At 67.5% G+C, this 21,621-nt stretch carries 22 protein-coding genes; 4 read left to right on the forward strand and 18 right to left on the reverse strand.

What is annotated here, in order from left to right:
* Positions 1–4: 4 nt before the first annotated feature.
* From FHY06_RS32825 to glpD, 16 genes are all read right to left on the reverse strand, one after another.
* Positions 5–493 carry a hypothetical protein gene (locus FHY06_RS32825; RefSeq protein WP_184607504.1) on the reverse strand — a complete coding sequence of 163 codons (489 nt, stop codon included), beginning with the start codon at positions 491–493 and terminating at the stop codon, positions 5–7.
* Positions 490–1,560 (reverse strand): beta-ketoacyl synthase N-terminal-like domain-containing protein, encoded by a 1,071-nt coding sequence (locus tag FHY06_RS32830; RefSeq protein WP_184607505.1) that lies wholly within the window; start codon positions 1,558–1,560, stop codon positions 490–492. Before FHY06_RS32830 ends, FHY06_RS32825 begins: the two co-directional genes overlap by 4 nt.
* Positions 1,557–1,850, reverse strand: coding sequence for a phosphopantetheine-binding protein (locus FHY06_RS32835; RefSeq protein ID WP_311733760.1), 294 nt, complete (start codon positions 1,848–1,850; stop codon positions 1,557–1,559). Before FHY06_RS32835 ends, FHY06_RS32830 begins: the two co-directional genes overlap by 4 nt.
* On the reverse strand, positions 1,847–3,004 hold the full coding sequence (locus FHY06_RS32840; RefSeq protein WP_184607506.1) for an ABC transporter permease: 1,158 nt from the start codon (positions 3,002–3,004) through the stop codon (positions 1,847–1,849). The genes FHY06_RS32835 and FHY06_RS32840 overlap by 4 nt, the downstream gene beginning before the upstream one ends.
* Before the next feature lie 13 nt (positions 3,005–3,017).
* Positions 3,018–3,926 carry an ABC transporter ATP-binding protein gene (locus FHY06_RS32845; protein WP_184607507.1) on the reverse strand — a complete coding sequence of 303 codons (909 nt, stop codon included), beginning with the start codon at positions 3,924–3,926 and terminating at the stop codon, positions 3,018–3,020.
* A gap of 76 nt (positions 3,927–4,002) precedes the next feature.
* Positions 4,003–4,983 carry a BtrH-related acyltransferase DarH gene (locus tag FHY06_RS32850; RefSeq protein ID WP_019656051.1) on the reverse strand — a complete coding sequence of 327 codons (981 nt, stop codon included), beginning with the start codon at positions 4,981–4,983 and terminating at the stop codon, positions 4,003–4,005.
* Complete coding sequence (locus FHY06_RS32855) at positions 4,980–5,375, reverse strand: DarG family dialkylresorcinol biosynthesis protein (protein WP_126184865.1); 396 nt, start codon at positions 5,373–5,375, stop codon at positions 4,980–4,982. Before FHY06_RS32855 ends, FHY06_RS32850 begins: the two co-directional genes overlap by 4 nt.
* Positions 5,376–5,507: 132 nt before the next feature.
* Positions 5,508–6,644, reverse strand: a complete 1,137-nt coding sequence (locus FHY06_RS32860; protein ID WP_184607508.1) for a beta-ketoacyl-ACP synthase III — start codon at positions 6,642–6,644, stop codon at positions 5,508–5,510.
* Positions 6,634–7,635 carry a dialkylrecorsinol condensing enzyme gene (locus tag FHY06_RS32865; RefSeq protein WP_184607509.1) on the reverse strand — a complete coding sequence of 334 codons (1,002 nt, stop codon included), beginning with the start codon at positions 7,633–7,635 and terminating at the stop codon, positions 6,634–6,636. The genes FHY06_RS32860 and FHY06_RS32865 overlap by 11 nt, the downstream gene beginning before the upstream one ends.
* 212 nt (positions 7,636–7,847) lie before the next feature.
* The gene (locus FHY06_RS32870; RefSeq protein WP_019656047.1) at positions 7,848–9,581 is read right to left on the reverse strand and encodes an ABC transporter substrate-binding protein; all 1,734 of its coding nucleotides are present in this window, start codon (positions 9,579–9,581) and stop codon (positions 7,848–7,850) included.
* Positions 9,582–9,691: 110 nt separating this feature from the next.
* Positions 9,692–10,000, reverse strand: a complete 309-nt coding sequence (locus tag FHY06_RS32875) for a DUF2160 domain-containing protein (RefSeq protein ID WP_019656046.1) — start codon at positions 9,998–10,000, stop codon at positions 9,692–9,694.
* Between the two features lie 12 nt (positions 10,001–10,012).
* Positions 10,013–10,825, reverse strand: coding sequence for a carbohydrate ABC transporter permease (locus FHY06_RS32880; RefSeq protein WP_019656045.1), 813 nt, complete (start codon positions 10,823–10,825; stop codon positions 10,013–10,015).
* The gene (locus FHY06_RS32885; protein WP_126184868.1) at positions 10,822–11,712 is read right to left on the reverse strand and encodes a carbohydrate ABC transporter permease; all 891 of its coding nucleotides are present in this window, start codon (positions 11,710–11,712) and stop codon (positions 10,822–10,824) included. The genes FHY06_RS32880 and FHY06_RS32885 overlap by 4 nt, the downstream gene beginning before the upstream one ends.
* A 61-nt stretch (positions 11,713–11,773) precedes the next feature.
* The gene (locus FHY06_RS32890) at positions 11,774–12,844 is read right to left on the reverse strand and encodes an ABC transporter ATP-binding protein (RefSeq protein ID WP_132800722.1); all 1,071 of its coding nucleotides are present in this window, start codon (positions 12,842–12,844) and stop codon (positions 11,774–11,776) included.
* A gap of 2 nt (positions 12,845–12,846) precedes the next feature.
* Positions 12,847–13,920: an ABC transporter ATP-binding protein gene (locus tag FHY06_RS32895; RefSeq protein ID WP_126021791.1), complete on the reverse strand. Its 1,074-nt coding sequence runs from the start codon at positions 13,918–13,920 to the stop codon at positions 12,847–12,849.
* Positions 13,921–13,983: 63 nt separating this feature from the next.
* Positions 13,984–15,627: a glycerol-3-phosphate dehydrogenase gene (gene glpD / locus FHY06_RS32900; protein ID WP_184607510.1), complete on the reverse strand. Its 1,644-nt coding sequence runs from the start codon at positions 15,625–15,627 to the stop codon at positions 13,984–13,986.
* A 122-nt stretch (positions 15,628–15,749) separates the two neighbouring features.
* On the opposite strand from glpD, the gene FHY06_RS32905 reads away from it, so the two are divergent.
* Complete coding sequence (locus FHY06_RS32905) at positions 15,750–16,520, forward strand: DeoR/GlpR family DNA-binding transcription regulator (protein ID WP_019656040.1); 771 nt, start codon at positions 15,750–15,752, stop codon at positions 16,518–16,520.
* Between the two features lie 25 nt (positions 16,521–16,545).
* Positions 16,546–18,045, forward strand: a complete 1,500-nt coding sequence (gene glpK, locus FHY06_RS32910; protein WP_184607511.1) for a glycerol kinase GlpK — start codon at positions 16,546–16,548, stop codon at positions 18,043–18,045.
* Between the two features lie 24 nt (positions 18,046–18,069).
* Here glpK and FHY06_RS32915 read toward each other — a convergent pair whose 3' ends face one another.
* The gene (locus FHY06_RS32915; RefSeq protein WP_244164364.1) at positions 18,070–18,411 is read right to left on the reverse strand and encodes an SH3 domain-containing protein; all 342 of its coding nucleotides are present in this window, start codon (positions 18,409–18,411) and stop codon (positions 18,070–18,072) included.
* Between FHY06_RS32915 and FHY06_RS35010 the strand changes: the two genes are divergently transcribed.
* Both FHY06_RS35010 and FHY06_RS32920 read left to right on the forward strand, forming a co-directional pair.
* Positions 18,410–18,562: a hypothetical protein gene (locus FHY06_RS35010; RefSeq protein WP_260310838.1), complete on the forward strand. Its 153-nt coding sequence runs from the start codon at positions 18,410–18,412 to the stop codon at positions 18,560–18,562. The two genes, FHY06_RS32915 and FHY06_RS35010, sit on opposite strands and share 2 nt — an antisense overlap.
* Positions 18,563–18,744: 182 nt before the next feature.
* Entirely contained in the window at positions 18,745–20,382 is a 1,638-nt protein-coding gene (locus FHY06_RS32920; protein ID WP_184607512.1) for a phosphoethanolamine transferase, read from the forward strand.
* Positions 20,383–20,943: 561 nt separating this feature from the next.
* Here FHY06_RS32920 and FHY06_RS32925 read toward each other — a convergent pair.
* Entirely contained in the window at positions 20,944–21,579 is a 636-nt protein-coding gene (locus tag FHY06_RS32925) for a hypothetical protein (RefSeq protein WP_184607513.1), read from the reverse strand.
* Positions 21,580–21,621: the final 42 nt, after the last annotated feature.

Genomic DNA, 21,621 nt, shown 5'->3' on the forward strand with positions numbered 1-21,621 from the left:
GGCTTCAGGCCGGCACCAGCCGCCACCACTCCGAGCGCGCGGGTTCTGCGTTTCGCTCTTCCTCCACGATGCCGAACAGCAGCCCCTCGCGCGGCGCCCCCAGCTTCGCGAGCTGCAGCACGCGCGCAGGATCGCGGCACAGCGCAAAGCTCGCGTCGCCCTGCCAATCCAGGCATCGGCCGACCTCCGCCAGCATCAGCGCCGGCTGGCTCTGCATGAAGGTGAAGGGCATCGGCAGACCGGCATCGAGCTGGGCCAGCCCCGCGTGCGTGGCGCCCCATGCGCCGCGCTGGCTGGAGACGCGGATACGCGCACCGGCCGGCAGCGAGGCTTCGCCGGCGGCGTCGAGGCAGCAGCGTGCGCCGTACATCGCCAGCTCGGTCCACACGCCCGCGCGGCGCGGGCGGCGACCGATGCGGCGGGCAAGATCGTCACGCCACTCCTCGGGCGGCGGATGCGCGACGAAGTGGGCCACGGTGCGCCAGGCGGTCATGGGCTTGTGTCCTTCAACACCAGCGAGGCATGCCCGCCGCCGAAGCCCGCGAAGTTCAGCAGGACGTTGCGCAGCCTTCGCGGTGCCTCCTCGCACAGCGCGATGCCCAGCGAAGCATCGAGCGGATAGTCGACCGACGGCCACGCCCCACCTTCGATGCAGCCGATCAGCAGCGCCAGCTCCGCAGCGCCCGATGCGCCGAGCGTGTGCCCCAGCGACGGCTTGAGCGACACCAGCGGCGGCAGCGGCTCGAACACCTGCTTCAGCGCCTCGGCCTCGATGGCATCGTTGACTGGGCTGCCGGCCGCCTGCACCTTGATGAGATCGATGTCCTCGGGATGCAGTCCGCCCTGCGCCAGCGCGCCGCGGCACATCGCATGGACGGCGCTGGCCTCGGTGCCCGAGGGATTGCGCCCGTCGACCACGTTGGCGCCACCTGCGAGCTGCCAGCGCGCCGGGCGCGACCCCAGCCGCAGCGCCGCCACCGCCTCGCCGAGTACCAGCCCGTTGCGCCCCTGGCCGAAGGGCCGGGCGCCGTCGGGCGAGAGCAGCTGCATCGCGCCGAAACCGGCCACGGTGAAGCGATTGCCCATCTCCGCGCCGATCACCAGCGCCTCGTCGGTTTCGCCAGCGCGGATCAGGTCCGCGGCAGCCAGCAGTGCGTTCAGCGCCGAGGTACACGCCGTGGACACGGTGAACACCGGCCCCTTCCAGTCGAGCGATTCGGCCACGATGCAGGCGAAGTCCTGCAGGTCGCCACCGAGGCGCTTCTCCTGCTGCTCGTGCTCCATGAACCCGATGTCGAGCGAGGACGAGGCGACGAAGAGCGGCGCGGTGCGCTCGGCCCAGTCGCCGGTCTGCGCGGCCACCTCGCGCACCGTGTCGCGCAGCCGCTGCGTCCAGTCTCCGCCTCTGGCCGCCAGCAGGTGGACCGGCCACGCGATGCCGTCGGCCACGGCCACCGAGGTCGGCGGCACGCCGCCGCGCCGAAGCGATTCGATCGAGGAGCGCAGATCGTCGCCCAGCGCACAGGCCAGCCCGATGCCGGCCAGGTGGACGTTGCTCATGCCTTGCCAGCCGGACCAGCCGAAAGAGCCTGCGAGAGGTGCTCCGCGAGGTGCGCGATGGAAGTCAGCGCACGACGCGTTTCCTTGCTGTCGGGCATGCGCACGCCGAAGCGCTGCTGGATGGTCATCGACACCTGCAGGGCATCGAGAGAATCGAGGTCGAGCCGGGACTCGGGGCCGAAGAGCGGCTCGTCGTCGCCCAGGCCGCCGGGCGGCGCGCCCTTCTCGACAGCTTCGAGCACCATGGCCTTGAGGCTGGCGATGAATTCGGGGGTAACGGTGATGCTCACGATGCGCGCCTGCGGAAAAGAAGAACGGCCAGGACGAACATCAGCGCCGCGAACGCGACCAGCCGGCCGACCTGCGGCAGGGTGTCGGCCACGCCGCCGCCGCGCAGCAGCACGGTCAGCAAGGCCTCCAGCCCCCAGTTCATCGGAGAGATCTCGACCAGCCGCTGCATGAAGCCCGGCATGACGAACTTCGGCACCATGATGCCGCCCGCCGCCGCCATCAGCACGTTGACCATCGGCCCGAGGGTCGCGGCCTGCGCATGGCTTCGCACCACGCAGGCCAGCGCCAGCGACAGGCTCACGGCCGCCATGCTCACCGCGGCGAGCGACAGCAGCAAGGCGCCCCAGTGGATGCCCGCGAGAGAGAGCGCATCGCCGCCGATCAGCGGCATGAACCAGATGCCGGCCGCGAGCATCAGCACCGCCTGCACCGCGTTCACGCCCAGGTAAGGCAGCGCCTTCGACGCCAGCAGCATGCCGCGCGACACGCCCAGGCTCTGCAGCCGGCCGAGCGCGCCCGAGCTGCGCTCCTGCACGAACAGGCTGGAGAGCGAGGCCACCACGAAGAACATGCCGAACACCAGCCAGGCCGGCACGTTCTGCTGCACCGAGGTGGGCCGTGGCCCGGCGGTGGAGAAACGCTCGGCATGCACCATCGCCTGGATCGACGCATCCGGCGCCGGCCCCGCCGTGCCCGGCACCGCCAGCGCGAGGCGCGCCTTGAGCTCGCCCGATGCGCCGATGAGCTCGGCGCGCAGCGCATTGAACAGGTTGGCGTCGATGCCCGGCTCGGTCAGCAGCCGGATGCGCGCCTCGGTCGAGAGCGTGGCCGATTCGAGCTCTTCGGAAAGCCCGGGCTCCATCACGATCACGTACTTCAGCGAGCCGTTGCGCAGCCGCTCCTGCCAGTCGGCGCCCAGCGCCTGCGGTGCGCCGTGGCTGCGCTGCCAGAGCTGCCTGAGCCACTGCGCGGGCGTCGCGTTGTCGCGCATCTCGATCGCATAGCTCAGTTCGGCCAGCGGCGGGCGGTAGATGTCCTTCAGCGTGAGCGACATCAGCACGATGAAGACCATCGGCATCAGGAACAGCGCGGCAAGGCCGTGCATGTCGCGCGTGAGGGCGATCAGTTCCTTCCTGATGAGCGCGAGCAGCATGGCCTCGTCTGCCTCAGTCTCGCAGCGAGCGGTGGGTGAGCGCCATGAAGAGCTGCTCGAGGTCATGGCGGCCGAACTCGGCATGCCGCACCTCGACGCCCTCGGCCTCGAGTGTGGCCAGCACCGGCCCCGGTCCGCTGCCGGGGTGGAGGTGGATGCGCCAGTGCACGCCCCCCTGCTCGACCGTGCCGAAGCGCGAGAGCATGCCGGCATCGAGTCCGTCGGCTGCCAGCGTGAGCAGCATCGCGCTCTTCGACAGCAGCTCCTCGAGCGAACCTTCGCGCAGCACATGGCCGCGGTCGAGGATCGCGACACGGTCGGCGATCGCCTCGATCTCCTCCATGTAGTGCGAGGCGTAGATCACCGCCGCGCCCTGCTGGGCAAGGCTCTTGATGGCATCGAGGATGAAGGCGCGCGACTGCGGATCGACGCCCACCGTGGGCTCGTCGAACAGCATCAGCTCGGGCTCGGGCAGCAGCGCGATGGCGAGGTTGAGGCGGCGCTTGAGGCCGCCCGAGAGCCGCTCCGCGCGCACGGCGGCGAACTGCTCGAGCTGCGCGAACTGAATGCACGCCTCGATGCGCTGCCTCCTGCGCGCCACCGAGAGACCGCCCGCCGCGGCAAATACCGCAAGGTTCTCGGCCACCGTCAGCATCGGATAGAACGCGTGCTCCTGCGGGGCGACCGCGATGCGCGTGGGCGCCTTGGCCCGCACTTCCTTCAGCGGCTGGCCGTCGATTCGGATCTCGCCCGACTGCACTGCCAGCGCGCCCGACAGGTGCGAGATCAACGTGGTCTTGCCCGCGCCGTTCGGCCCCAAAAGGCCCAGCACGCTGCCGCGCGGCACTGCCAGCGACACCCCGGCCAATGCGGGTGCGTCGGCATGCGGATAGCGGTAGGCGAGCCCTCGCAGCTCCAGCATCGGACCGCCACCGGCCCGGCCCTCCCCCTCAGGGGTTGGCGCGGCACGCGCAGTGGCAAGCCCCGAAGCGCCCATATCAGGCGACGGCGGCCTTGAGGTCGCGGAAGAAGCGTTCCTCCTGCTCGGCCTGCTCGCGCAGCTTCGCAGCCAGCGCGGCCGGATCGACCGCCTCGCGCCCCTTCACCATGCGTGCGGCCTTGAGCGCGAAGGCGCGCCAGCCGTCGCCGATGGCGATGAGCCGCTCGGACATCTGCTGCAGCTGCGGCTTGTCGAGCAGCTGCGCGGCCTCCTGCAGGAAGCCCGCATAGATGAAGCGGAAGCCCGCCCCGCCGGTGCCGATCTCTTCCTGCATGCGCACCACGTGGCCGATGAAGTCGACGCTGCGCGGATCGGCCGGCGACAGCTTCTGCATGCGCGCGGCCAGCGTCCGCATGCCGCGCACGCCGACGATGGGAATGGGCGCGAGCATGGTGCGCACCGTCTTGCGGATGGCCTTGACCACCGAGGCCGCGTCCACCGCCTTGCGCTCGATGGCCTGCGGGTAGTACATGAGGCCCTTGGGCGCGAGCACGCCCTTGGCGAAGCGGGCGCGCGCAAGGTCGCTGCTCGGGCAGCGCACGGGCTCCTCGAACACCGGGTCGCTGATGAGGTAGTCGTCGCCGTCCTTGCCGTACACCAGCAGGTTGTGCGCGTTGAAGTGGAAACGCATGTTCGGCGGAAAGTACGGCAGCCAGTACACCGAGGTCTGCAGCCCCACCAGCTTGCCGTCGGCCAGCAAGGCGTCGAGCCGCTTCTGCCCGGCCTCGGCACTGCCGAAGGTCTCGAAGCGGAACCGCGCGGCCATCGGCGCCAGCAGGCCCTTGATGATGGCCTTGGGCGGCATGCGGTAAGAGATGAGCGGCAGGCCCGACAGCTTGATGAACGGCAGGTACGCGAACGACAGCGCCGACGACAGCCCCAGCGCCATGCTCTCGCTCATCGGCGCGCCGTGGTGGCGCATGAGGCTGGAGATGACGCCGCTTTCGCAATGCGCCGCCTGTTGGTGCTGGAAGTTCACGGCAGCCTCTGCAAGGTGGAAACGGGCAGGCCCAGCGCCTCGCCATAGCGGGCGAGCTGCGCCGGCGAGAGCGCGGCGAAGTGGCGCGGCTGCAGGTGGCGGCGCACCCGCCATTGCCAGAAGCCGCTGGTCTGCGAGAGCAGCGCCACGTCCATGCGGCGCTCGTACATCCAGTATTCGAGCGGCGAGGCCAGCCCGGCCTTCACGCGCTCCCTGGCGGCCTGCGCCTGTTCCACGAGCACTTCGACCGCATGGCTGGTGACGATCTCCTCCGCCTCCCAGCCACGCGAGGTGGTCGTGACCACGCGGCCCTGCGCATCGCGTGCGTACATCAGCTTCGAATGGCCGTCGAGGGTCGCGTTGCCCTCCTGCGGTACTGCATCCAGATCCATCTCACCCGTCCGAATTCGTCAATGCAGGCCTTGGTCCGGGAGCACCGCGGAACCGGCTCTGCCGGCCCGCCGGTGTTGCCCCCGGCGAGAGGGTGGGAGGCCAAACTAAGTGGGCAAGCCCGGGGGAGTACTTCATGCCACCGCCTCCATGTGGATGAAGCCGCTGGAGAAACGGCCGCTTTCCGGCACGAACATCAGCAGCTTCTGGCCGGGCTTGATGCGGCCCGAGCGGAACAGCTCGTCGAGCATGATGTAAGGCGACGCCGAGCCCGTGTTGCCCTTGGTCGCGAGGTTGCTGAACCAGCGCTCGCGCGGGATCGGGAAGCCCAGCGCCTCGAGCGCCCGGCTCACCGGCTCCACGAAATATTGCGACGAGAGGTGCGGAAGGAACCAGTCGACGTCGGCCGGCTTGAGGCCCCTGCGCTCGATGACCTGCGCCAGCGGCTCGGACAGCGTGGCGCGCACGATGTTCTCGTTGAGCAGGCGCACGTCCTGCTTCACGGCGAAGGTCGACTCGCTGCGCCACTCGTCGGGCGACTTGCGCGCCCAGCCGTCGAGGCCGCCTTCGGCGTTCTTCTCGGCGCCGGCGTACATGCAGGCCGGCAGTTCGTGCGCGGCCGAGGAAAGGTCGATCCAGTCGATGCGCAGCGACAGCGGCCCGCGCGGCGCGTTCTCCAGCAGCACGGCGCCGGCGCCGTCGGAGAGCATCCAGCGCAGGAAGTCCTTCTCGAAGGCCAGCTCGGGCCGCGCCTCCAGCGCCTCGATCTTGTGCTCGAACTCGGCCTCGAAGCGCGAACCGCGCATCACGGCCGAGGCCAGCTCGGAGCCGGTAGCCACCGCGCGGCGTGCGTCGCCCGCGCGCACCGACAGCCATGCATGCTTCAGCGCCGCGGCACCGGCCAGGCAGATGCCCGCGCAGGCCACCACTTCGAGCCGCGGCCAGCCGAGCTCGCCATGCACCATCACCGCGTGGTTGGGCATGAGCTGGTCGGGCAGCGAGGTGCCGGTGACGAGGCAGTCGACCTGCCCCACGTCGCCCAGCGCGCGGATGGCGCCGGCCGTGAGCTGCGCATTGGTCATCGCCAGCTCGCCGGTGGCGCGGTCGATGGCGTAGTGGCGCGACTGGATGCCGTTGCTGCGCAGGATCAGCCGCCGCGCACGGGACGCCTTGCCGCCGATGCGACCGAGGACGTCTTCGATGTCTTCATTGCTGACCGGGGAAAAGGGCAGGAAAGCGGCAGTACGGGTCAGGAAGACATCAGTCGTCATAGAGAGGGGTGCGGTCCGTGGCTGAGCCCGACGGGCACTCGAATTTGGCCGTCATTCTAGTCAGCCACCCCCTGAACAGCGGTCGCAGAAGCGCCTGCAGGCTCAGGCTCACGGGCACCACCGTAATGATCAGTACCAGCAGAAACAGCACGTACAGCAGCAGCAGCGGCTTGCGCTGCCGGGCGCCGGGGCCGCCCGCGGCCATGATGAGCTTGCCCCAGAGGTAGAAGCTGCGGGTGCCGGCCTTCTCGCTGATGAGGAGGCGGGCATCGGCCTGCACCGCTCCGAGGCCGGCCAGCAGCGGCTGCGTGCCGCGCTCCAGGCCCTGGTGCAGCGCGTCGCGCAGGGCCCGGCCGAAACGGGCCGTACCCACGATCTGGTCGGTACTGAGCCCGGCGTCGGGCATGCCCCAGAAGCCGCGCTTGCGGCCCCAGATCAGCCAGGCGGGGGTGGTGAAGAAGGTGGCGAGCGTGGGGCCGGGGTCGGTGAGCACCACGTTGTCAATCAGCCGCGCGCCCACGTCGTCGAGCATGCCCTTGAGCTTTTCCTGCGCCAGCAGCCACATGTTGCGGCAGGCGATGACCGTGACCACCGGCTTGCCCTTGAGCAGCCGGGCCGCAACCGGATGCTTGAGGAAGGCCGCCACCGGCTGCGAAGGCGCCAGGAACCACACCTGGTAGGGCAGCACGACGAGGTCGAAGTCTTCGTCGCCCGTGAGCGAGAGCGGCGCCAGCGGCTGCGGCTTCATGTGAGCCGATTCGGGGAAGGCGTCGAAGAAGGTCAGGAAGGGCCAGGGAAAGGGGTACGGCTTCAGGGGCCGCAGCACCTCCTCGTGCACCTGGATGGCCGGGTCCGCCTTCAGCGGCGCGACGATCCGGTCGGCCACCTCGTCGAGCTGGCCGGACTGCGAATAGCGCAGGACCAGGACGCGCTTGACGCTCGCAGGCACGCTGGAAGGGCTGGAAAGACTGGAATTCACTGGCTCGGGCATTTCGGGGGCCGTCGAATGTAAGCGAAGCCTTGGGCTAGCGCATCTGCCAATGGTCATGGCGTCGCGGCAATCAGACGCTCGAAGCGGCCAAATTGCACCGGAAAGGCCGGCAATGCGGAAAACAGGCAAAAAAAGGGCCGCGCCTCGCGGCACGGCCCTGTCTGCCGGGTTGCTGCCGGCTGTTGCTGCCGGATGAGCAAGTCGCCGGGCGCTCAGCGCACCTTGCCTTCCTTCCAGGCGGTCAGCAGCTTGTTGTAGTCGATGGTCTCGCCCTTCGGCTTCTCGTTGGCCAGCTTCTTCCACGGAGCGTGGTCGTCGCTCAGGTACTTGGCCGGATCGCCCTTCGGATTGAGCTTGGGCGCGCACTTGGCCATGCCGGCGCGTTCCAGGCGGGCCATCACGTTGTCCATCTCGTCGGCCAGGTTGTCCATGGCCTTCTGCGGCGTCTTCTCGCCCGTCACGGCCTCTGCCACGTTCTTCCACCACAGCTGGGCCAGCTTGGGGTAGTCGGGCACGTTGGTGCCGGTCGGGGTCCAGGCCACGCGCGCGGGGCTGCGGTAGAACTCGATCAGGCCGCCGTACTTGTTGGCGTTCTGCGTGAAGTAGTCCGAGCGGATGTCGCTGTCGCGGATGAAGGTCAGGCCGGTGATCGACTTCTTCAGCGAGGTGGTCTTGGCGGTGATGAACTGCGCGTAGAGCCATGCGGCGGCCGTCTTGTTGGCGTCGTGGCCCTTGAAGAAGGTCCACGAGCCCACGTCCTGGTAGCCGTTCTGCATGCCCTGCTTCCAGTACGGGCCGTTCGGGCCGGGGGCCATGCGCCACTTGGGCGAGCCGTCGTCGTTCACCACGGGCAGGCCCTTCTTGGTCATGTCGGCGGTGAAGGCCGTGTACCAGAAGATCTGCTGGGCGATCTGGCCCTGCGCGGGCACCGGGCCGGATTCGCCGAAGGTCATGCCCATGGCTTCCTTGGGCGCGTACTTCTTCATCCAGTCGATGTACTTGGTCAGCGCATACACGGCGGCCGGCGAGTTGGTCGCGCCGCCGCGGGCCACCGAGGCGCCGGTGGGCGTGCACTTGTCGGCCGCCACGCGGATGCCCCATTCGTCGATCGGCATGCCGTTGGGGATGCCCTTGTCGGCCGCGCCGGCCATCGACAGCCATGCGTCGGTGAAGCGCCAGCCCAGCGACGGGTCCTTCTTGCCGTAGTCCATGTGGCCATAGATCGGCTTTCCGTCGATGGTCTTCACGTCGGTGCTGAAGAACTCGGCGATGTCCTCGTACGCGCTCCAGTTCAGCGGCACGCCCAGGTCGTAGCCGTACTTGGCCTTGAACTTGTCCTGCAGGTCCTTGCGCGCGAACAGGTCGGCGCGGAACCAGTACAGGTTGGCGAACTGCTGGTCGGGCAGTTGGTAGAGCTGGCCGTCGGGCGCGGTGGTGAAGCTGGTGCCGATGAAGTCCTTCAGGTCGAGGCCGGGGTTGGTGAACTCCTTGCCGGCGCCGCCCATGTACTCGGTCAGCGACATGATCTTGCCGTAGCGGTAGTGCGTGCCGATCAGGTCGGAGTCGGAGACCCAGCCGTCATAGATCGACTTGCCCGACTGCATCGAGGTCTGCAGCTTCTCGACGACGTCGCCTTCCTGGATCAGGTCGTGCTTGACCTTGATGCCGGTGATTTCCTCGAAGGCCTTGGCCAGCGTCTTCGATTCGTACTCGTGGGTGGTCAGGGTCTCGGAGACGACGGAAATCTCCTTCACGCCCTTGGCCTGCAGTTTCTTGGCTGCTTCGATGAACCACTTCATCTCGTCCATCTGCTTGTCCTTGGACAAGGTCGATGGCTGGAACTCGCTGTCGATCCACTTCTTGGCTTCGGCCTCGCCGGCCGTTGCCGCACCATGCGCGGCGAACATCGCCGCCGCAAGTGCCAATGCCGTGTAGCGCATCTTCATGGAACTGTCTCCTCGGTTGTTGCTTCCCCGGTGTTTTGTCCGATCACGGCTCCGGGGAGGCGGAGAGCCGGAACGCTTTTGGAAATCAGGAAAGAAGCGGAACGGGCCCCTCAGCCCTTGCGCATGATGAGCGCGAGCAGGCCCATCGACAGCACGAAGCTGATCCACACCGAGGGCTCGGCCTCGAGGCTGAACCACTCCTGGAACTTGCCCGCCAGGCCGACGAAGATCAGGTTCACGTAGGCCGCCGACAGCAGCCCGATGAAGAGCCTGTCGCCGCGCGTGGTGGCCATCGGCAGCCAGCCGCGCCGCAGCGTGGTGGGCGACTTGAACTCCCAGATCGTCATGCCGACCAGCATCAGCGCGATGCAGATGAAGAACACGGCCACCGGAGTGGTCCAGACCATCCAATCGAACATATCCGTGCCTCCTCAAACACGACCCATCGCGAAACCCTTCGCGATGTAGTGACGCACGAACCAGATCACGATGGCCCCCGGCACGATGGTGAGCACGCCGGCCGCGGCCAGCGTTGCCCAGTCCATGCCCGATGCGCTCACGGTGCGCGTCATCGTCGCCACGATGGGCTTGGCGTTCACGCTGGTGAGCGTGCGCGCCAGCAGCAGCTCGACCCAGCTGAACATGAAGCAGAAGAACGCCGCCACGCCCACGCCGGCCTTGATGAGCGGCAGGAAGATCGTGAGGAAGAAGCGCGGGAACGAGTAGCCGTCGATGTAGGCCGTCTCGTCGATCTCGCGCGGAATGCCGCTCATGAAGCCTTCGAGGATCCACACCGCCAGCGGCACGTTGAACAGCAGGTGCGCAAGCGCCACGCCCAGGTGCGTGTCCATCAGCCCGACCGTGCTGTAGAGCTGGAAGAACGGCAGCAGGAACACCGCGGGCGGCGTCATGCGGTTGGTCAGCAGCCAGAAGAAGACGTGCTTGTCGCCCAGGAACGAATAGCGCGAGAAGGCGTACGCCGCCGGCAGCGCCACGGTGAGCGAGATCACCGTGTTGATCGCCACGTAGATCAGGCTGTTGATGTAGCCCGAGTACCACGACTCGTCGGTGAAGATGCGCGCGTAGTTCGCCCAGGTGAGCTGCTGCGGGAAGAACGAGAAGCTCGACAGGATCTCCTCGTTCGTCTTGAAGCTCATGTTGATCATCCAGTAGATGGGCAACAGCGCGAACAGGATGTACAGCACCAGGAAGATGCTGCGCTTGTGAAATCTCTTCTCGTTCATTTCTCCACCTCCGCTTCCTGCGTGCCGACCCGCTGCATCCAGTTGTAGAGCACGAAGCACAGCAGCAGGATGATGAGGAAGTAGATCAGCGAGAACGCCGCCGCCGGCCCCAGGTCGAACTGGCCCACGGCCTTCTGCGTGAGGTACTGGCTCAGGAAGGTGGTGGCGTTGCCCGGCCCGCCGCCCGTCAGCACGAAGGGCTCGGTGTAGATCATGAAGCTGTCCATGAAGCGCAGCAGCACCGCGATCATGAGCACGCCGCGCATCTTGGGCAGCTGGATGTAGCGGAACACCGCGAACTTGCTCGCGCCATCGATGCGCGCGGCCTGGTAGTAGGCGTCGGGAATGGAGCGCAGGCCCGCATAGCAAAGCAGCGCCACAAGCGGCGTCCAGTGCCACACGTCCATCACCAGCACCGTGAGCCACGCGTCGGTGGCGCTGCCGGTGTAGTTGTAGTCGATGCCCAGCTTCTGCAGCGCATGGCCCAGCAGGCCGATGTCGGCGCGGCCGTAGATCTGCCAGATGGTGCCGACCACGTTCCAGGGAATCAGCAGCGACAGGGCAACCACCACCAGCACGGCGGAAGACTTCCAGCCCTTGGCCGGCATCGACAGCGCCAGGCCGATGCCCAGCGGAATCTCCACCAGCAGCACCGACAGCGAGAAGCCCAGCTGGCGCCACAGCGCCTGGTGCAGCTCGTCGTCGCGCATCACCGCGGCGAACCATTCGGTTCCCACGAACACGCGCCGCTCGGGCGAGATGATGTCCTGCACCGAGTAGTTGACCACCGTCATGAGCGGCACGATGGCCGAGAAGGCCACGCAGACCAGCACCGGCAGCACCAGCCACCATGCCTTCTGGTTGATCGGCTTGTTGGTAGCGTTCACTGCAATACCTCCGTGCTTCGCACTCCGGTGCGAGCTTGCTTGGGGCGGCCCGGCACTGCGCTCATGCGACCAGCTCCTCATCCTTGTAATAGCAGGTGTGCGTGTCGAGCACCCGCACCCACACCGTGTCTCCCACCGCCGGAGGGCGGTCGTCCGAATGCAGCCGCACCTTCAGCAGGCTGCCGCCGGCCTCCACCGTCAGCATCACGTGCGTGCCCACGTCCTGCACCTGCTTCACCACGGCAGGCACGGCGCCGGCCGCGCCCGCGTTCGACAGGCGCAGGTACTCGGGGCGGATGCCGATCTTCAGCGGACCGTGCGGCAGTTCGCGCGTGGGCACCAGCGGCGTTCCCGCCACTTCGATAGTGCCGTTGCCGCTTTGCGCCGACAGGAAGTTCATGCCCGGCGAGCCGATGAAATGCCCGACGAAGGTGTGGGCCGGCCGCTCGAAGAGCGCGTCGGCGCTGCCCACCTGCACAGCCTTGCCCCGCGTCATCACCACCACCTCTTCGGCGAAGGTGAGAGCCTCCACCTGGTCGTGCGTCACGTAGATCAGCGTGAGCTTCAGCTCGCGATGGATCTGCTTGAGCTTGCGGCGCAGCTGCCATTTCAGGTGCGGGTCGATCACGGTGAGCGGCTCGTCGAAGAGCACCGCCGACACGTCGCTGCGCACCAGCCCGCGACCGAGCGAGATCTTCTGCTTGGCGTCGGCAGCGAGGCCCGCCGCGCGCTGGTTGAGCTGCCCGCTCATGTCGAGCATCTCGGCGATCTCGCCGACGCGCTTCCTGATCTGGTCGGCCGGCATCTTGCGGTTGCGCAAGGGGAACGCGAGGTTCTCGGCCACGGTCATGGTGTCGTAGATCACCGGGAACTGGAACACCTGCGCGATGTTGCGTTCCTGCGGCGTGGCGCGCGTCACGTCGCGGCCGTCGAAGGTCACGGTGCCCTGCGAAGGCACGAGCAGGCCCGAGATGATGTTGAGCATGGTCGTCTTGCCGCAGCCCGAAGGGCCGAGCAAGGCGTACGCGCCGCCGTCGCGGAAGCTCATCTTCAACGGAAGCAGCGCGTAGTCGCTGTCCTGCGTGGGGTTCGGGCGGTAGGCGTGGGCGAGGTCGAGGTCGATGCGTGCCATGGCTAGTCTCCCTTGCGCCACGCGGGCGCCAGCGCCAGCTTTTCGCCGGCATCGAACACATACGCCTGCGACGCGCTGAAGTACAGCGTGAGCGAGGCACCCAGCTCGAAGCGGTGCACGCCGGTGAGCTGCGCCACCAGCTCGCCGACGGCCGTCTCCACGTGCACGAAGGTGTCGGAGCCCGAGATCTCGGCCAGCTCCACCTTGCCGGGCAGGGCGATGTCGCCCTCCCCCGCATCGACGTTCAGCGCGCTCGCACGCAGGCCCACGGTGACGGGGCCCGAGACGCTCTCGGGCAACGCCAGCGAAAGCGCGGGCCCGCCAGCCATCTGCACGCGGCCGGCGCTGGCGGTGCCGGCCAGCAGATTCATCGGCGGATCGCTGAAGGCGCGCGCCACCCGCAGCGACTGCGGCGCGTGGAAGACCTCGGCCGTGGGGCCGTACTGCAGCAGTTCGCCGGCATCCATCACCGCGGTGTAGCCGCCCAGCAGCAATGCTTCGCCGGGCTCGGTGGTCGCGTAGATCACGGTCGAATCGCCGGTGGCGAAGAGCTGCGTGAGCTCCTCGCGCAGGCCTTCGCGCAGCTTGTAGTCGAGGTTGACCAGAGGCTCGTCGAGCAGCATCAGCGGCGCGTTCTTGGCGAGCGCGCGCGCCAGGGCCACGCGCTGCTGCTGGCCGCCCGACAGCTCCTGCGGATAGCGGTCGAGGAACATGCCGATGTGCAGCTTGTCGGCCAGCGCCTTCACCCGCGCATCGATGTTCGATTCACCGCGCAGCTTGAGCGGCGAGGCGATGTTGTCCGCCACCTTGAGCGACGGGTAGTTGATGAACTGCTGGTAGACCATCGCGACGTTGCGTTCGCGCACCGGCATGCCGGTCACGTCCTTGCCGTCGACCAGCACCTTGCCCGTGGTGGGTGTGTCGAGCCCCGCCATCAGCCGCATCAGGCTGGTCTTGCCGGCCTGCGTGGCGCCCAGGAGCACGGTGACCGCGCCGCTCTTCGGCGCGATGCTCTGCTCGTAGAGCCATGTCTGCGCACCCACCTTCTTGGTGACGCGCTCGAGTGTCAATTGCATTGGCGCTCTTCCCCTTCTCTCGTCCCTGTGTCCGGCCCGGCTGTCGCCGGCACGGGCTTGTTGTCAATGTTGCTGTTGCTGCAGCCAGCGCGCGACCTGCTCGCGCTGCTCCGGCATGTAGTGCAGCCCCAGCTTGGAGCGGCGCCAGAGCACGTCGTCGGCGCTCACGGCCCATTCGTTGTCCTGCAGGAAGCGCAGTTCGCGCTCATGCAGGCCGGGCGCAACCTCGAGGCCCAGGTCTGCCATGGCCTTCGCGTCGCCCAGCAGATCGGCAATGCGCGCACCGTAGGCCCGCGCGAGGCGGCGCGCGAGTTGGCTGCCGAGCCACGGATACCTTGCCTCCACGGCTTCGACGAAGCGCTCGAAATCCTCGTCGGGGCGCCTGGCGGGGCCGATCCAGGACGACAGGTCTCCGCCTGCGAGGAACGCGCCGTCGGTCCAGGCCGGGCGCTGTTGCGCAGACTGTCCCAGCATCCGCCCTACCTCGTCGGCGGCGTCCTCGGCCAGCTTGCGGAAGGTGGTGATCTTTCCGCCCCACACCGACAGCAGCGGCGCGGCCGCGGTGTTCGACTCCAGCATGTAGTCGCGCGTGACGGCGGAAGGGTCGCCCGAGTCGTCGTCCAGCAGCGGGCGCACGCCCGAATAGGTCCACACCACGTCCGAAGGCGCGATGGGCTTCTCGAAATAGCGGCTGGCCTGGGTGCAGAGGTACTCGACCTCCTCCTCGGCAATGCGCGCGGCGCCGGGGTCGTCGCCGGTGAGTTCGATGTCGGTGGTGCCGATCAGCGTGAACTCGTCCTGGTAGGGAATGGCGAAGATGATCCGCTTGTCGGGGTTCTGGAAGATGTAGGCGTGGTCGTGCTCGAAGAGGCGCGGCACCACGATGTGGCTGCCCTTCACCAGGCGCAGGCTCTTGGTGGCGAGCGCCTCGCCCTTGGCCGACCGGGCCACGCCGCGCAGGAAGGATTCGGCCCACGGCCCTGCGGCATTGACCACCGCGCGGGCACGCAGCGTGCGCTTGGTGCCGTCGGCGCCCAGCAGGGTGGCGGTCCAGCCGTCGGCGTCGCGCTGGGCATGCACGCAGCGGGTGCGCGTCAGCACTTCGGCGCCGCGCGCCTTCGCGTCGAGGGCGTTGAGCACCACCAGGCGGGCGTCGTCGACCCAGCCATCGGAATAGATGAAGCCGCGCTTGTACTGCGCCTTCAGCGGCTTGCCGGCCGCATGCGCGCGCAGGTCGACGCTGCGCGAACCCGGCAATACCTCGCGGCGAGCGAGGTGGTCGTACATGAACAGGCCGATGCGGATCATCCAGGCCGGGCGCATCGACGGGTCGTGCGGCATCACGAAGCGCAGCGGCCACATGATGTGCGGCGCGCTCTTGAGCAGCACCTCGCGCTCCTGCAGCGCCTTGCGCACCAGCGAGAACTCGTAGTATTCGAGATAGCGCAGGCCGCCGTGGATCAGCTTGGTGGACGAAGACGACGTGTGCGAGGCGAGATCGTCCTTTTCGCACAGCACCACGCGCCAGCCGCGGCCGGCGAGGTCACGCGCGATGCCGCAGCCGTTGATGCCGCCGCCGACGATCAGAACGTCGCAGTCGGTGGCAGGCGCGGGCGAAGCGGAAGAAGAAGCGCTCACAGGAATTGGGTCCGTTGATGCGTGACTTTCGTCACTGACGGCGGCCATTGTATTTTCGAGTTTTTTCATTTGGATTCCTTTTGGCGCGATTTTCCTCCGAGTTTTCCCTTAGGTCGATTCGTTTTTGTTCGCTTTAAAGTGGCGCGCCGAGTACTCTTGGCCTCAGTCTTCCCGCATTCCACGACGCCTCCGTGAACTCCAACCCCCGACAGATCAACCTCCTGGACACCGTGCGCGCGCGCGGTTCCGTCACCGTCGAGCAACTGGCCGACATGCTCGGCGTGACCCTTCAGACCGTGCGGCGCGACGTGCAGCGGCTGGCCGACGAGGGGCTGCTCACCCGGTTCCACGGCGGCGTGCGCGTGCCCAGCTCGACCACGGAGAACATCGGCTACCAGCAGCGCGAGACGCTGCACGCCGAAGGCAAGGCGCGCATCGCCCGCCGCGTGGCGCAGCTGGTGCCCAACGACTGCTCGCTGATCCTCAACATCGGCACCACCACGGAGGCCATCGCCAAGGCGCTGCTGCGCCACACGGGGCTGCGCGTGATCACCAACAACCTGAACGTGGCCACCATCCTCAGCGGCAACGCATCGTGCGAGGTGATCGTGGCGGGCGGCTCGGTGCGCCCGCGCGACCGCGCCGTGGTGGGCGAGGCCACCATCGACTTCATCCGCCAGTTCAAGGTCGACATCGCCCTCATCGGCGTGTCGAGCATCGAGGCCGACGGCTCGCTGCGCGACTTCGACCTGCGCGAGGTGAAGGTGGCGCAGACCATCATCGCGCAGGCGCGCGAAGTGTGGCTGGCCGCCGACGCGAGCAAGTTCAACCGGCCGGCGATGATCCAGCTGGGCACCCTCTCGCAGATCGACCGGCTCTTCACCGACGCCGAGCCGCCCGCGCCCTTCAGCGACCTGCTGAACGCCGCCCAGGTGCGCCTGGAGATCGCGCGCGACAACTGAAGACGAACAGAAGGAACAAGAACGAATGACGACCACCTACCTGCTCGCCCTCGACCAGGGCACCTCCAGCTCGCGCAGCATCGTTTTCGACCGCGAGGGGCACATCGTCGCCATTGCGCAGAAGGAGCTGACGCAGATCTATCCGCAGCCGGGCTGGGTCGAGCACGACCCGATGGAAATCTGGCGCAGCCAGCTCGCGACCGCGCGCGAAGTGCTCGTGAAGGCCAAGCTCAAGCCCACCGACATCCACGCCATCGGCATCACCAACCAGCGCGAGACCACCGTGCTGTGGGACCGCAGGACGGGCCAGCCGGTGCACCACGCCATCGTCTGGCAGGACCGCCGCGCCGAGCCGCTGTGCGCGCAGCTGCGCGAAGAAGGCATGGCCGACACCATCCGCGAGAAGACCGGCCTCGTCATCGACGCCTACTTCTCCGGCACCAAGCTGCGCTGGCTGCTCGACAACGTGCCCGGCGCGCGCGAGCAGGCCGCGCGCGGCGAGCTCGCCTTCGGCACCGTCGACAGCTGGCTAATGTGGCAGCTCACCGGCGGCAAGGTGCATGTGACCGACGTGAGCAACGCCTCGCGCACCATGCTCTTCAACGTGCACGCCAACGAGTGGGACGCCGACCTGCTGAAGGCGCTCGACATTCCCGCCTCGCTGATGCCGAAGGTGCAGCCCTCGAGCTCGCACTTCGCGGATACCGACGCAGCGCTGCTGGGCCACGCGCTGCCCATCGGCGGCGTGGCCGGCGACCAGCAGAGCGCCCTCTTCGGCCAGGCCTGCTTCGAGGCCGGCATGGCCAAGAACACCTACGGCACCGGCTGCTTCCTGCTGATGCACACCGGCGGCGCGTTCCAGCCCTCGCACAACGGCCTGCTCGTGACCAGCGCGGCGCAGACCGATGCGACGCCGCAGTACGCAATGGAAGGCAGCGTGTTCGTCGGCGGCGCCGTGGTGCAGTGGCTGCGCGACGGCCTCAAGGCCATCAAGGGCAGCGCCGAGGTGCAGTCGCTGGCCGAGAGCGTGCCCGACGCGGGCGGCGTGATGATGGTGCCGGCCTTCACCGGGCTCGGCGCGCCCTACTGGGACGCCGAAGCTCGCGGCACGATCACCGGCCTCACGCGCGGAACCACCGTGGCGCACATCGCGCGCGCCGCGCTGGAGAGCATCGCCTACCAGAGCGCCGCGCTGCTGCAGGCCATGAGCCGCGACGCGGTGGCCGCCGGCGGCAAGCCCGTGGCCGAGCTGCGCGTGGACGGCGGCGCCAGCGTGAACGACCTGCTGATGCAGTTCCAGGCCGACCTGCTGGGCATTCCGGTGGTGCGGCCCGAAGTGATCGAGACCACCGCGCTGGGCGCCGCGTACCTCGCCGGCCTTTCGACCGGCGTCTATACCGACGCACGGCAGCTGTCGAAGCTGTGGAAGATCGAGCGGCGCTTCATGCCGACCATGGGCCGCGCGCAGGCCGAGGAATCGATGGCGCGCTGGGAGCGCGCCGTGCGCCAGGCCACGGCGACCTGAACCGCTCGCAGGGCCGCCCTCGCCCTACCAGCCCCAGACCAGGCTGCGCTGCACCCACCCGGTGGCGCCGCCTTCGTGCCGCACCTTGACCCAGTTGCCGCGCCGTTCGATGGTGCGCAGCACGTCGCCATAGCCGGCCCGCTTCACCACCGGGCTGCGCGCGCCGGGCGCGCGGCGCAGGTTGGCCGATTGCGCCTTCACCACGTAGTGCGGCGTCTTGTCGGTCATCGAACGGAAGACCCAGGCCTTGTCCCCCTCGAAGTCGCTGACGTGCAGCCAGGCGCCCTTCCTGCCGATCACGCGAAACGGATAGCCCCTGCTGACCGTCCAGTGCGTCTCGTAGCGCTGGCCGGGACCAGTTCGCATGTTCAGCGTCTTGACCGCCGCGCTGACCATCTGTGTCTGGGCGGCAGTCGCGGACGGCAGCAAAGCCACCCAGGAAAGAACGAAAGCGAGCAAAAGCGCGGGCAGCCGGCTGAATCTGAGCATGGAGCGGAAATTCCTTTCTGTGGATTGATGGAAAAGCCCATCTGGGCACCAGAGGCCCGATAAGTTCCGCGGGGATATCCCTGAGCGCACCGCCCGGCCAAAGGGCCTCGCCGCCATCGGGGCACTGAAGGCCTCAGCGCAGGGGCCGGGGCAGAATGCGCGCGCCCTCCCCTCCCCCGTTCCCCCGATTCGCCTCGCTGCGCCGCCTGCTTGACCACTCTGACCCCACAAGCTTCTCCGTCGCGCAACGCGCTGCTCGCCTGCGGCGTGGTCGGCGCGACGCTGCTGGCGCTCATCGCGCTGGGCCATGACGGCCGTCGCATCGCGCAGCTCGCGGTGCTCGCCCTGCCGATGGTGCTGTGGCTCGCGTGGCCATTGCGCAGCGCCCGCATGCGTCGCGTGCGCACGATGCTCGTGTGGCTCTGGGCGATGGGCTTCGCGATCGACGGGACGGTGCGCGCCTACCTGCTCGACACCTACCAGGCCGCGCCCGACGGCGCGATGGTCCTGGGCGCGGCGGCCAACACCAACGCGCGCGAGGGCACCGAATACCTGTGGATGCACTGGCGCTCGGCCGCCGTGTGGGGCGCGGTGCTGGTGGTGGCGGGCGTGCTCGTGGGCATGTTCGCGCGGCGCGGTGCTGCGGCAGGCGCGACACCATCGGCTCGGCCTTCGCGATGGATGGTGGCGCTGATCGCGCTGCTGCTCCTGCTCTCTTGCGTGGCCTACGCCAGCAAGCCTTGGCGCAGGCTGCATCCGGCGATCTTCTGGACCCAGTGGTTCGATTCCCTCCACACGCTGCGCTCCGCCTGGGCCGACCAGCAGAAGCAGCGCGACCGCCTGATGGCGCAGGCCAAGGCCATCGCGCCTGTCATCACGCAGTCCGGCCCCTCCACCGTGGTGCTCGTCATCACCGACAGCATCAACCGCGACAACATGGCCCTCTACGGCTACGGCCGCCCGACCACGCCACGCCTGCTCGCGCACAAGGCGCAGACCGGCGACCAGATGGCGGTGCTGAAGAACGCATGGTCGGTGGACGCCAGCACCCTTCCCGCACTTCGCAACATGTTCCACTTCGGCCTGCCCGAGGCAGAGAACCCGCCGCACGTGCTGGCACTCGCACGCGCCGCCGGCTACAAGGTCTGGTGGATCAGCAACCACGACGACCTCGCCATCGAACAGCAGCACGCACGCCTCGCCGACGTCGTCGACATGGTCAACCGCACGCCGGGCCGCGCGAGTGCTTCACTCGACGGCGAGATCCTCGACTGCGTGCAGGAAGCACTGGCCGACACAAGCACGGACCGCAAGCTCATCGTCGTCCACCTGATGGGCGCGCACCCGCACTACAGCCTGCGCTTTCCCGCAAACGCCAATCCGTTCGACGACAACGTCGATGCGGTGGAAAACGGCCTGATGAAGGACGGTCGCTCGGCCTGGGTGCGGCGCTTTCGGCAGGAGTACGACGCAGCGCTGCTGTATCACGACTTCGTGGTGTCGGAGCTGCTGCAGCAGACGCGTGCGCCGGGCAAGCCGGGCGAGTACCGGGCGTGGATGTATTTGTCGGACCACGGGCAGGAGGTGGGGCATGTGAGCGACCGCGCGGGGCATAGCCCGTCGACTGCTTCGGGTTACCGTATTCCGGCAGTGGTGTGGCGCAACGGGCAGCCGCTTTCGCAGGCTGCCGCAATGCAGCCGTTTCGCGCGGACTGGACGGGGTGGACCTTGATGGATCTGCTCAATATTCGATGGACTGGGCAGAAGCCGGAGCGGGATGTGCTGGGGGATGCCTATCGGTGGGAGGAGCCGGGGATTCCGGTGAAGGTTGAGTCGTTCTTGCGATAGTTGGCAAGCCGCACGATCCCCTGCCGCGTCAGAAGCTTGCGTTGGGATCGAAGCCCTTCTACTTCGTTGTCGAAGCCGGTCTGGGATCAGGAGTGGAGACCGTGGCGCCTCCCTCGTCTTCTATCCATCCCCGCCAAGTGCCTCGCCCCCATCTGGTGTTGACCTCATATTGGATGACGTAACTCTTTCCCGGAAGAACAGTGAATTTCAGATAAATGTGGTCAGCCGAAAACTGCGGGTGCGTCCTGAGGCCGACCACTGCCGTGTGCTCGCCGGGCGGCAGTTCCCAGCGATCCACCGGCCGAAGAACGTGAGGCACCCTCACCCCGTCGATCGACACGAGATAGCTGGCTGCGCGCGGTCCCGACTTGACGATAGCCAGGCTGGACAACGGTTGCGTCTCGGTGCCCGGCACGCGATACGGTGAGGCAGCGCAGCCCGCGAGCAACGCAGCAGTCGCTATCAGCGCCGTGACCGGCAAACTGATTCTTCTACGCACAATTCATCTCTCCTCTTGCAGGCAAGCTCTGCGCGTTGAAGTGCGAACAGTCATCAGGTGGTTCACTGTTTCCTGGCTGGAGTACTGGTCATGACCAAGTACTTGCCACCAGGCTCATCTGTCTGTCGGATACGCGGATACAGCAAAACGCCGCCCGCCTTGACGACGAGGGCGCAGTTGGGGTTGATCGAAAACACATAGGTCTTGCCGCCCTGAAACTCGAAAACCTCTTCGCCACTGCGCAATCCCGGGCCATAGGAGCGCGTATAGGTGCTCCAACCCGTCTGCCACGGTGGCATGACGGTTCCGGCTGCTGGAAAGCGTTCGTCGTCATTGCCGCCTGGCCCGTCCGGATGGCAAAGGCGTTGAGCTCGAAGTGCGTACCTGCCGGGCTTGATCTTCGCCACCGCGTATTGCCCTGGAATGGTTTCAAGTGGCGCTATCGCTCCTTCGATGGCGAAGGCCGTGGTGAAGATAACGCCTCGGTCCCACTTGTTCGAAGCAGTCTCGGCCTTGTTGACGACGTAGACAACTACTTCTCCAGTATCCGAGGGCGCGATCGGTAGCCTGAAATTCGCTACAGCCACTTGCTTTTCAGCGGGGACTTGAACCACTTCGGAAACGCTCATGCAGCCCGTAAGAGCGAGCAACGCGACTGCGGTGACCATCGCCCTCATCTCCTTCTGCATCTTTCTCATTTCACTCTCCCTCTGGTTAAAAATTTGCGTCGAGATTGAATC

It is taken from the genome of Variovorax atrisoli (genome assembly GCF_014195185.1).
Classification (GTDB): domain Bacteria; phylum Pseudomonadota; class Gammaproteobacteria; order Burkholderiales; family Burkholderiaceae_C; genus Variovorax; species Variovorax atrisoli.

Coding starts and splice junctions, on each gene's coding strand:
- FHY06_RS32830 (WP_184607505.1), bottom strand. CDS start 1,560: ATGAGCAACGTCCACCTGGCCGGCATCGGGCTGGCCTGTGCGCTGGGC.
- FHY06_RS32825 (WP_184607504.1), bottom strand. CDS start 493: ATGACCGCCTGGCGCACCGTGGCCCACTTCGTCGCGCATCCGCCGCCC.
- FHY06_RS32915 (WP_244164364.1), bottom strand. CDS start 18,411: ATGCGAACTGGTCCCGGCCAGCGCTACGAGACGCACTGGACGGTCAGC.
- FHY06_RS32875 (WP_019656046.1), bottom strand. CDS start 10,000: ATGTTCGATTGGATGGTCTGGACCACTCCGGTGGCCGTGTTCTTCATC.
- glpD (WP_184607510.1), bottom strand. CDS start 15,627: ATGAAAAAACTCGAAAATACAATGGCCGCCGTCAGTGACGAAAGTCAC.
- glpK (WP_184607511.1), top strand. CDS start 16,546: ATGACGACCACCTACCTGCTCGCCCTCGACCAGGGCACCTCCAGCTCG.
- FHY06_RS32890 (WP_132800722.1), bottom strand. CDS start 12,844: ATGGCACGCATCGACCTCGACCTCGCCCACGCCTACCGCCCGAACCCC.
- FHY06_RS32840 (WP_184607506.1), bottom strand. CDS start 3,004: ATGCTGCTCGCGCTCATCAGGAAGGAACTGATCGCCCTCACGCGCGAC.
- FHY06_RS32865 (WP_184607509.1), bottom strand. CDS start 7,635: ATGCCCGAGCCAGTGAATTCCAGTCTTTCCAGCCCTTCCAGCGTGCCT.
- FHY06_RS32925 (WP_184607513.1), bottom strand. CDS start 21,579: ATGAGAAAGATGCAGAAGGAGATGAGGGCGATGGTCACCGCAGTCGCG.
- FHY06_RS35010 (WP_260310838.1), top strand. CDS start 18,410: ATGTTCAGCGTCTTGACCGCCGCGCTGACCATCTGTGTCTGGGCGGCA.
- FHY06_RS32860 (WP_184607508.1), bottom strand. CDS start 6,644: ATGACGACTGATGTCTTCCTGACCCGTACTGCCGCTTTCCTGCCCTTT.
- FHY06_RS32880 (WP_019656045.1), bottom strand. CDS start 10,825: ATGAACGAGAAGAGATTTCACAAGCGCAGCATCTTCCTGGTGCTGTAC.
- FHY06_RS32855 (WP_126184865.1), bottom strand. CDS start 5,375: ATGGATCTGGATGCAGTACCGCAGGAGGGCAACGCGACCCTCGACGGC.
- FHY06_RS32845 (WP_184607507.1), bottom strand. CDS start 3,926: ATGCTGGAGCTGCGAGGGCTCGCCTACCGCTATCCGCATGCCGACGCA.
- FHY06_RS32870 (WP_019656047.1), bottom strand. CDS start 9,581: ATGAAGATGCGCTACACGGCATTGGCACTTGCGGCGGCGATGTTCGCC.
- FHY06_RS32895 (WP_126021791.1), bottom strand. CDS start 13,920: ATGCAATTGACACTCGAGCGCGTCACCAAGAAGGTGGGTGCGCAGACA.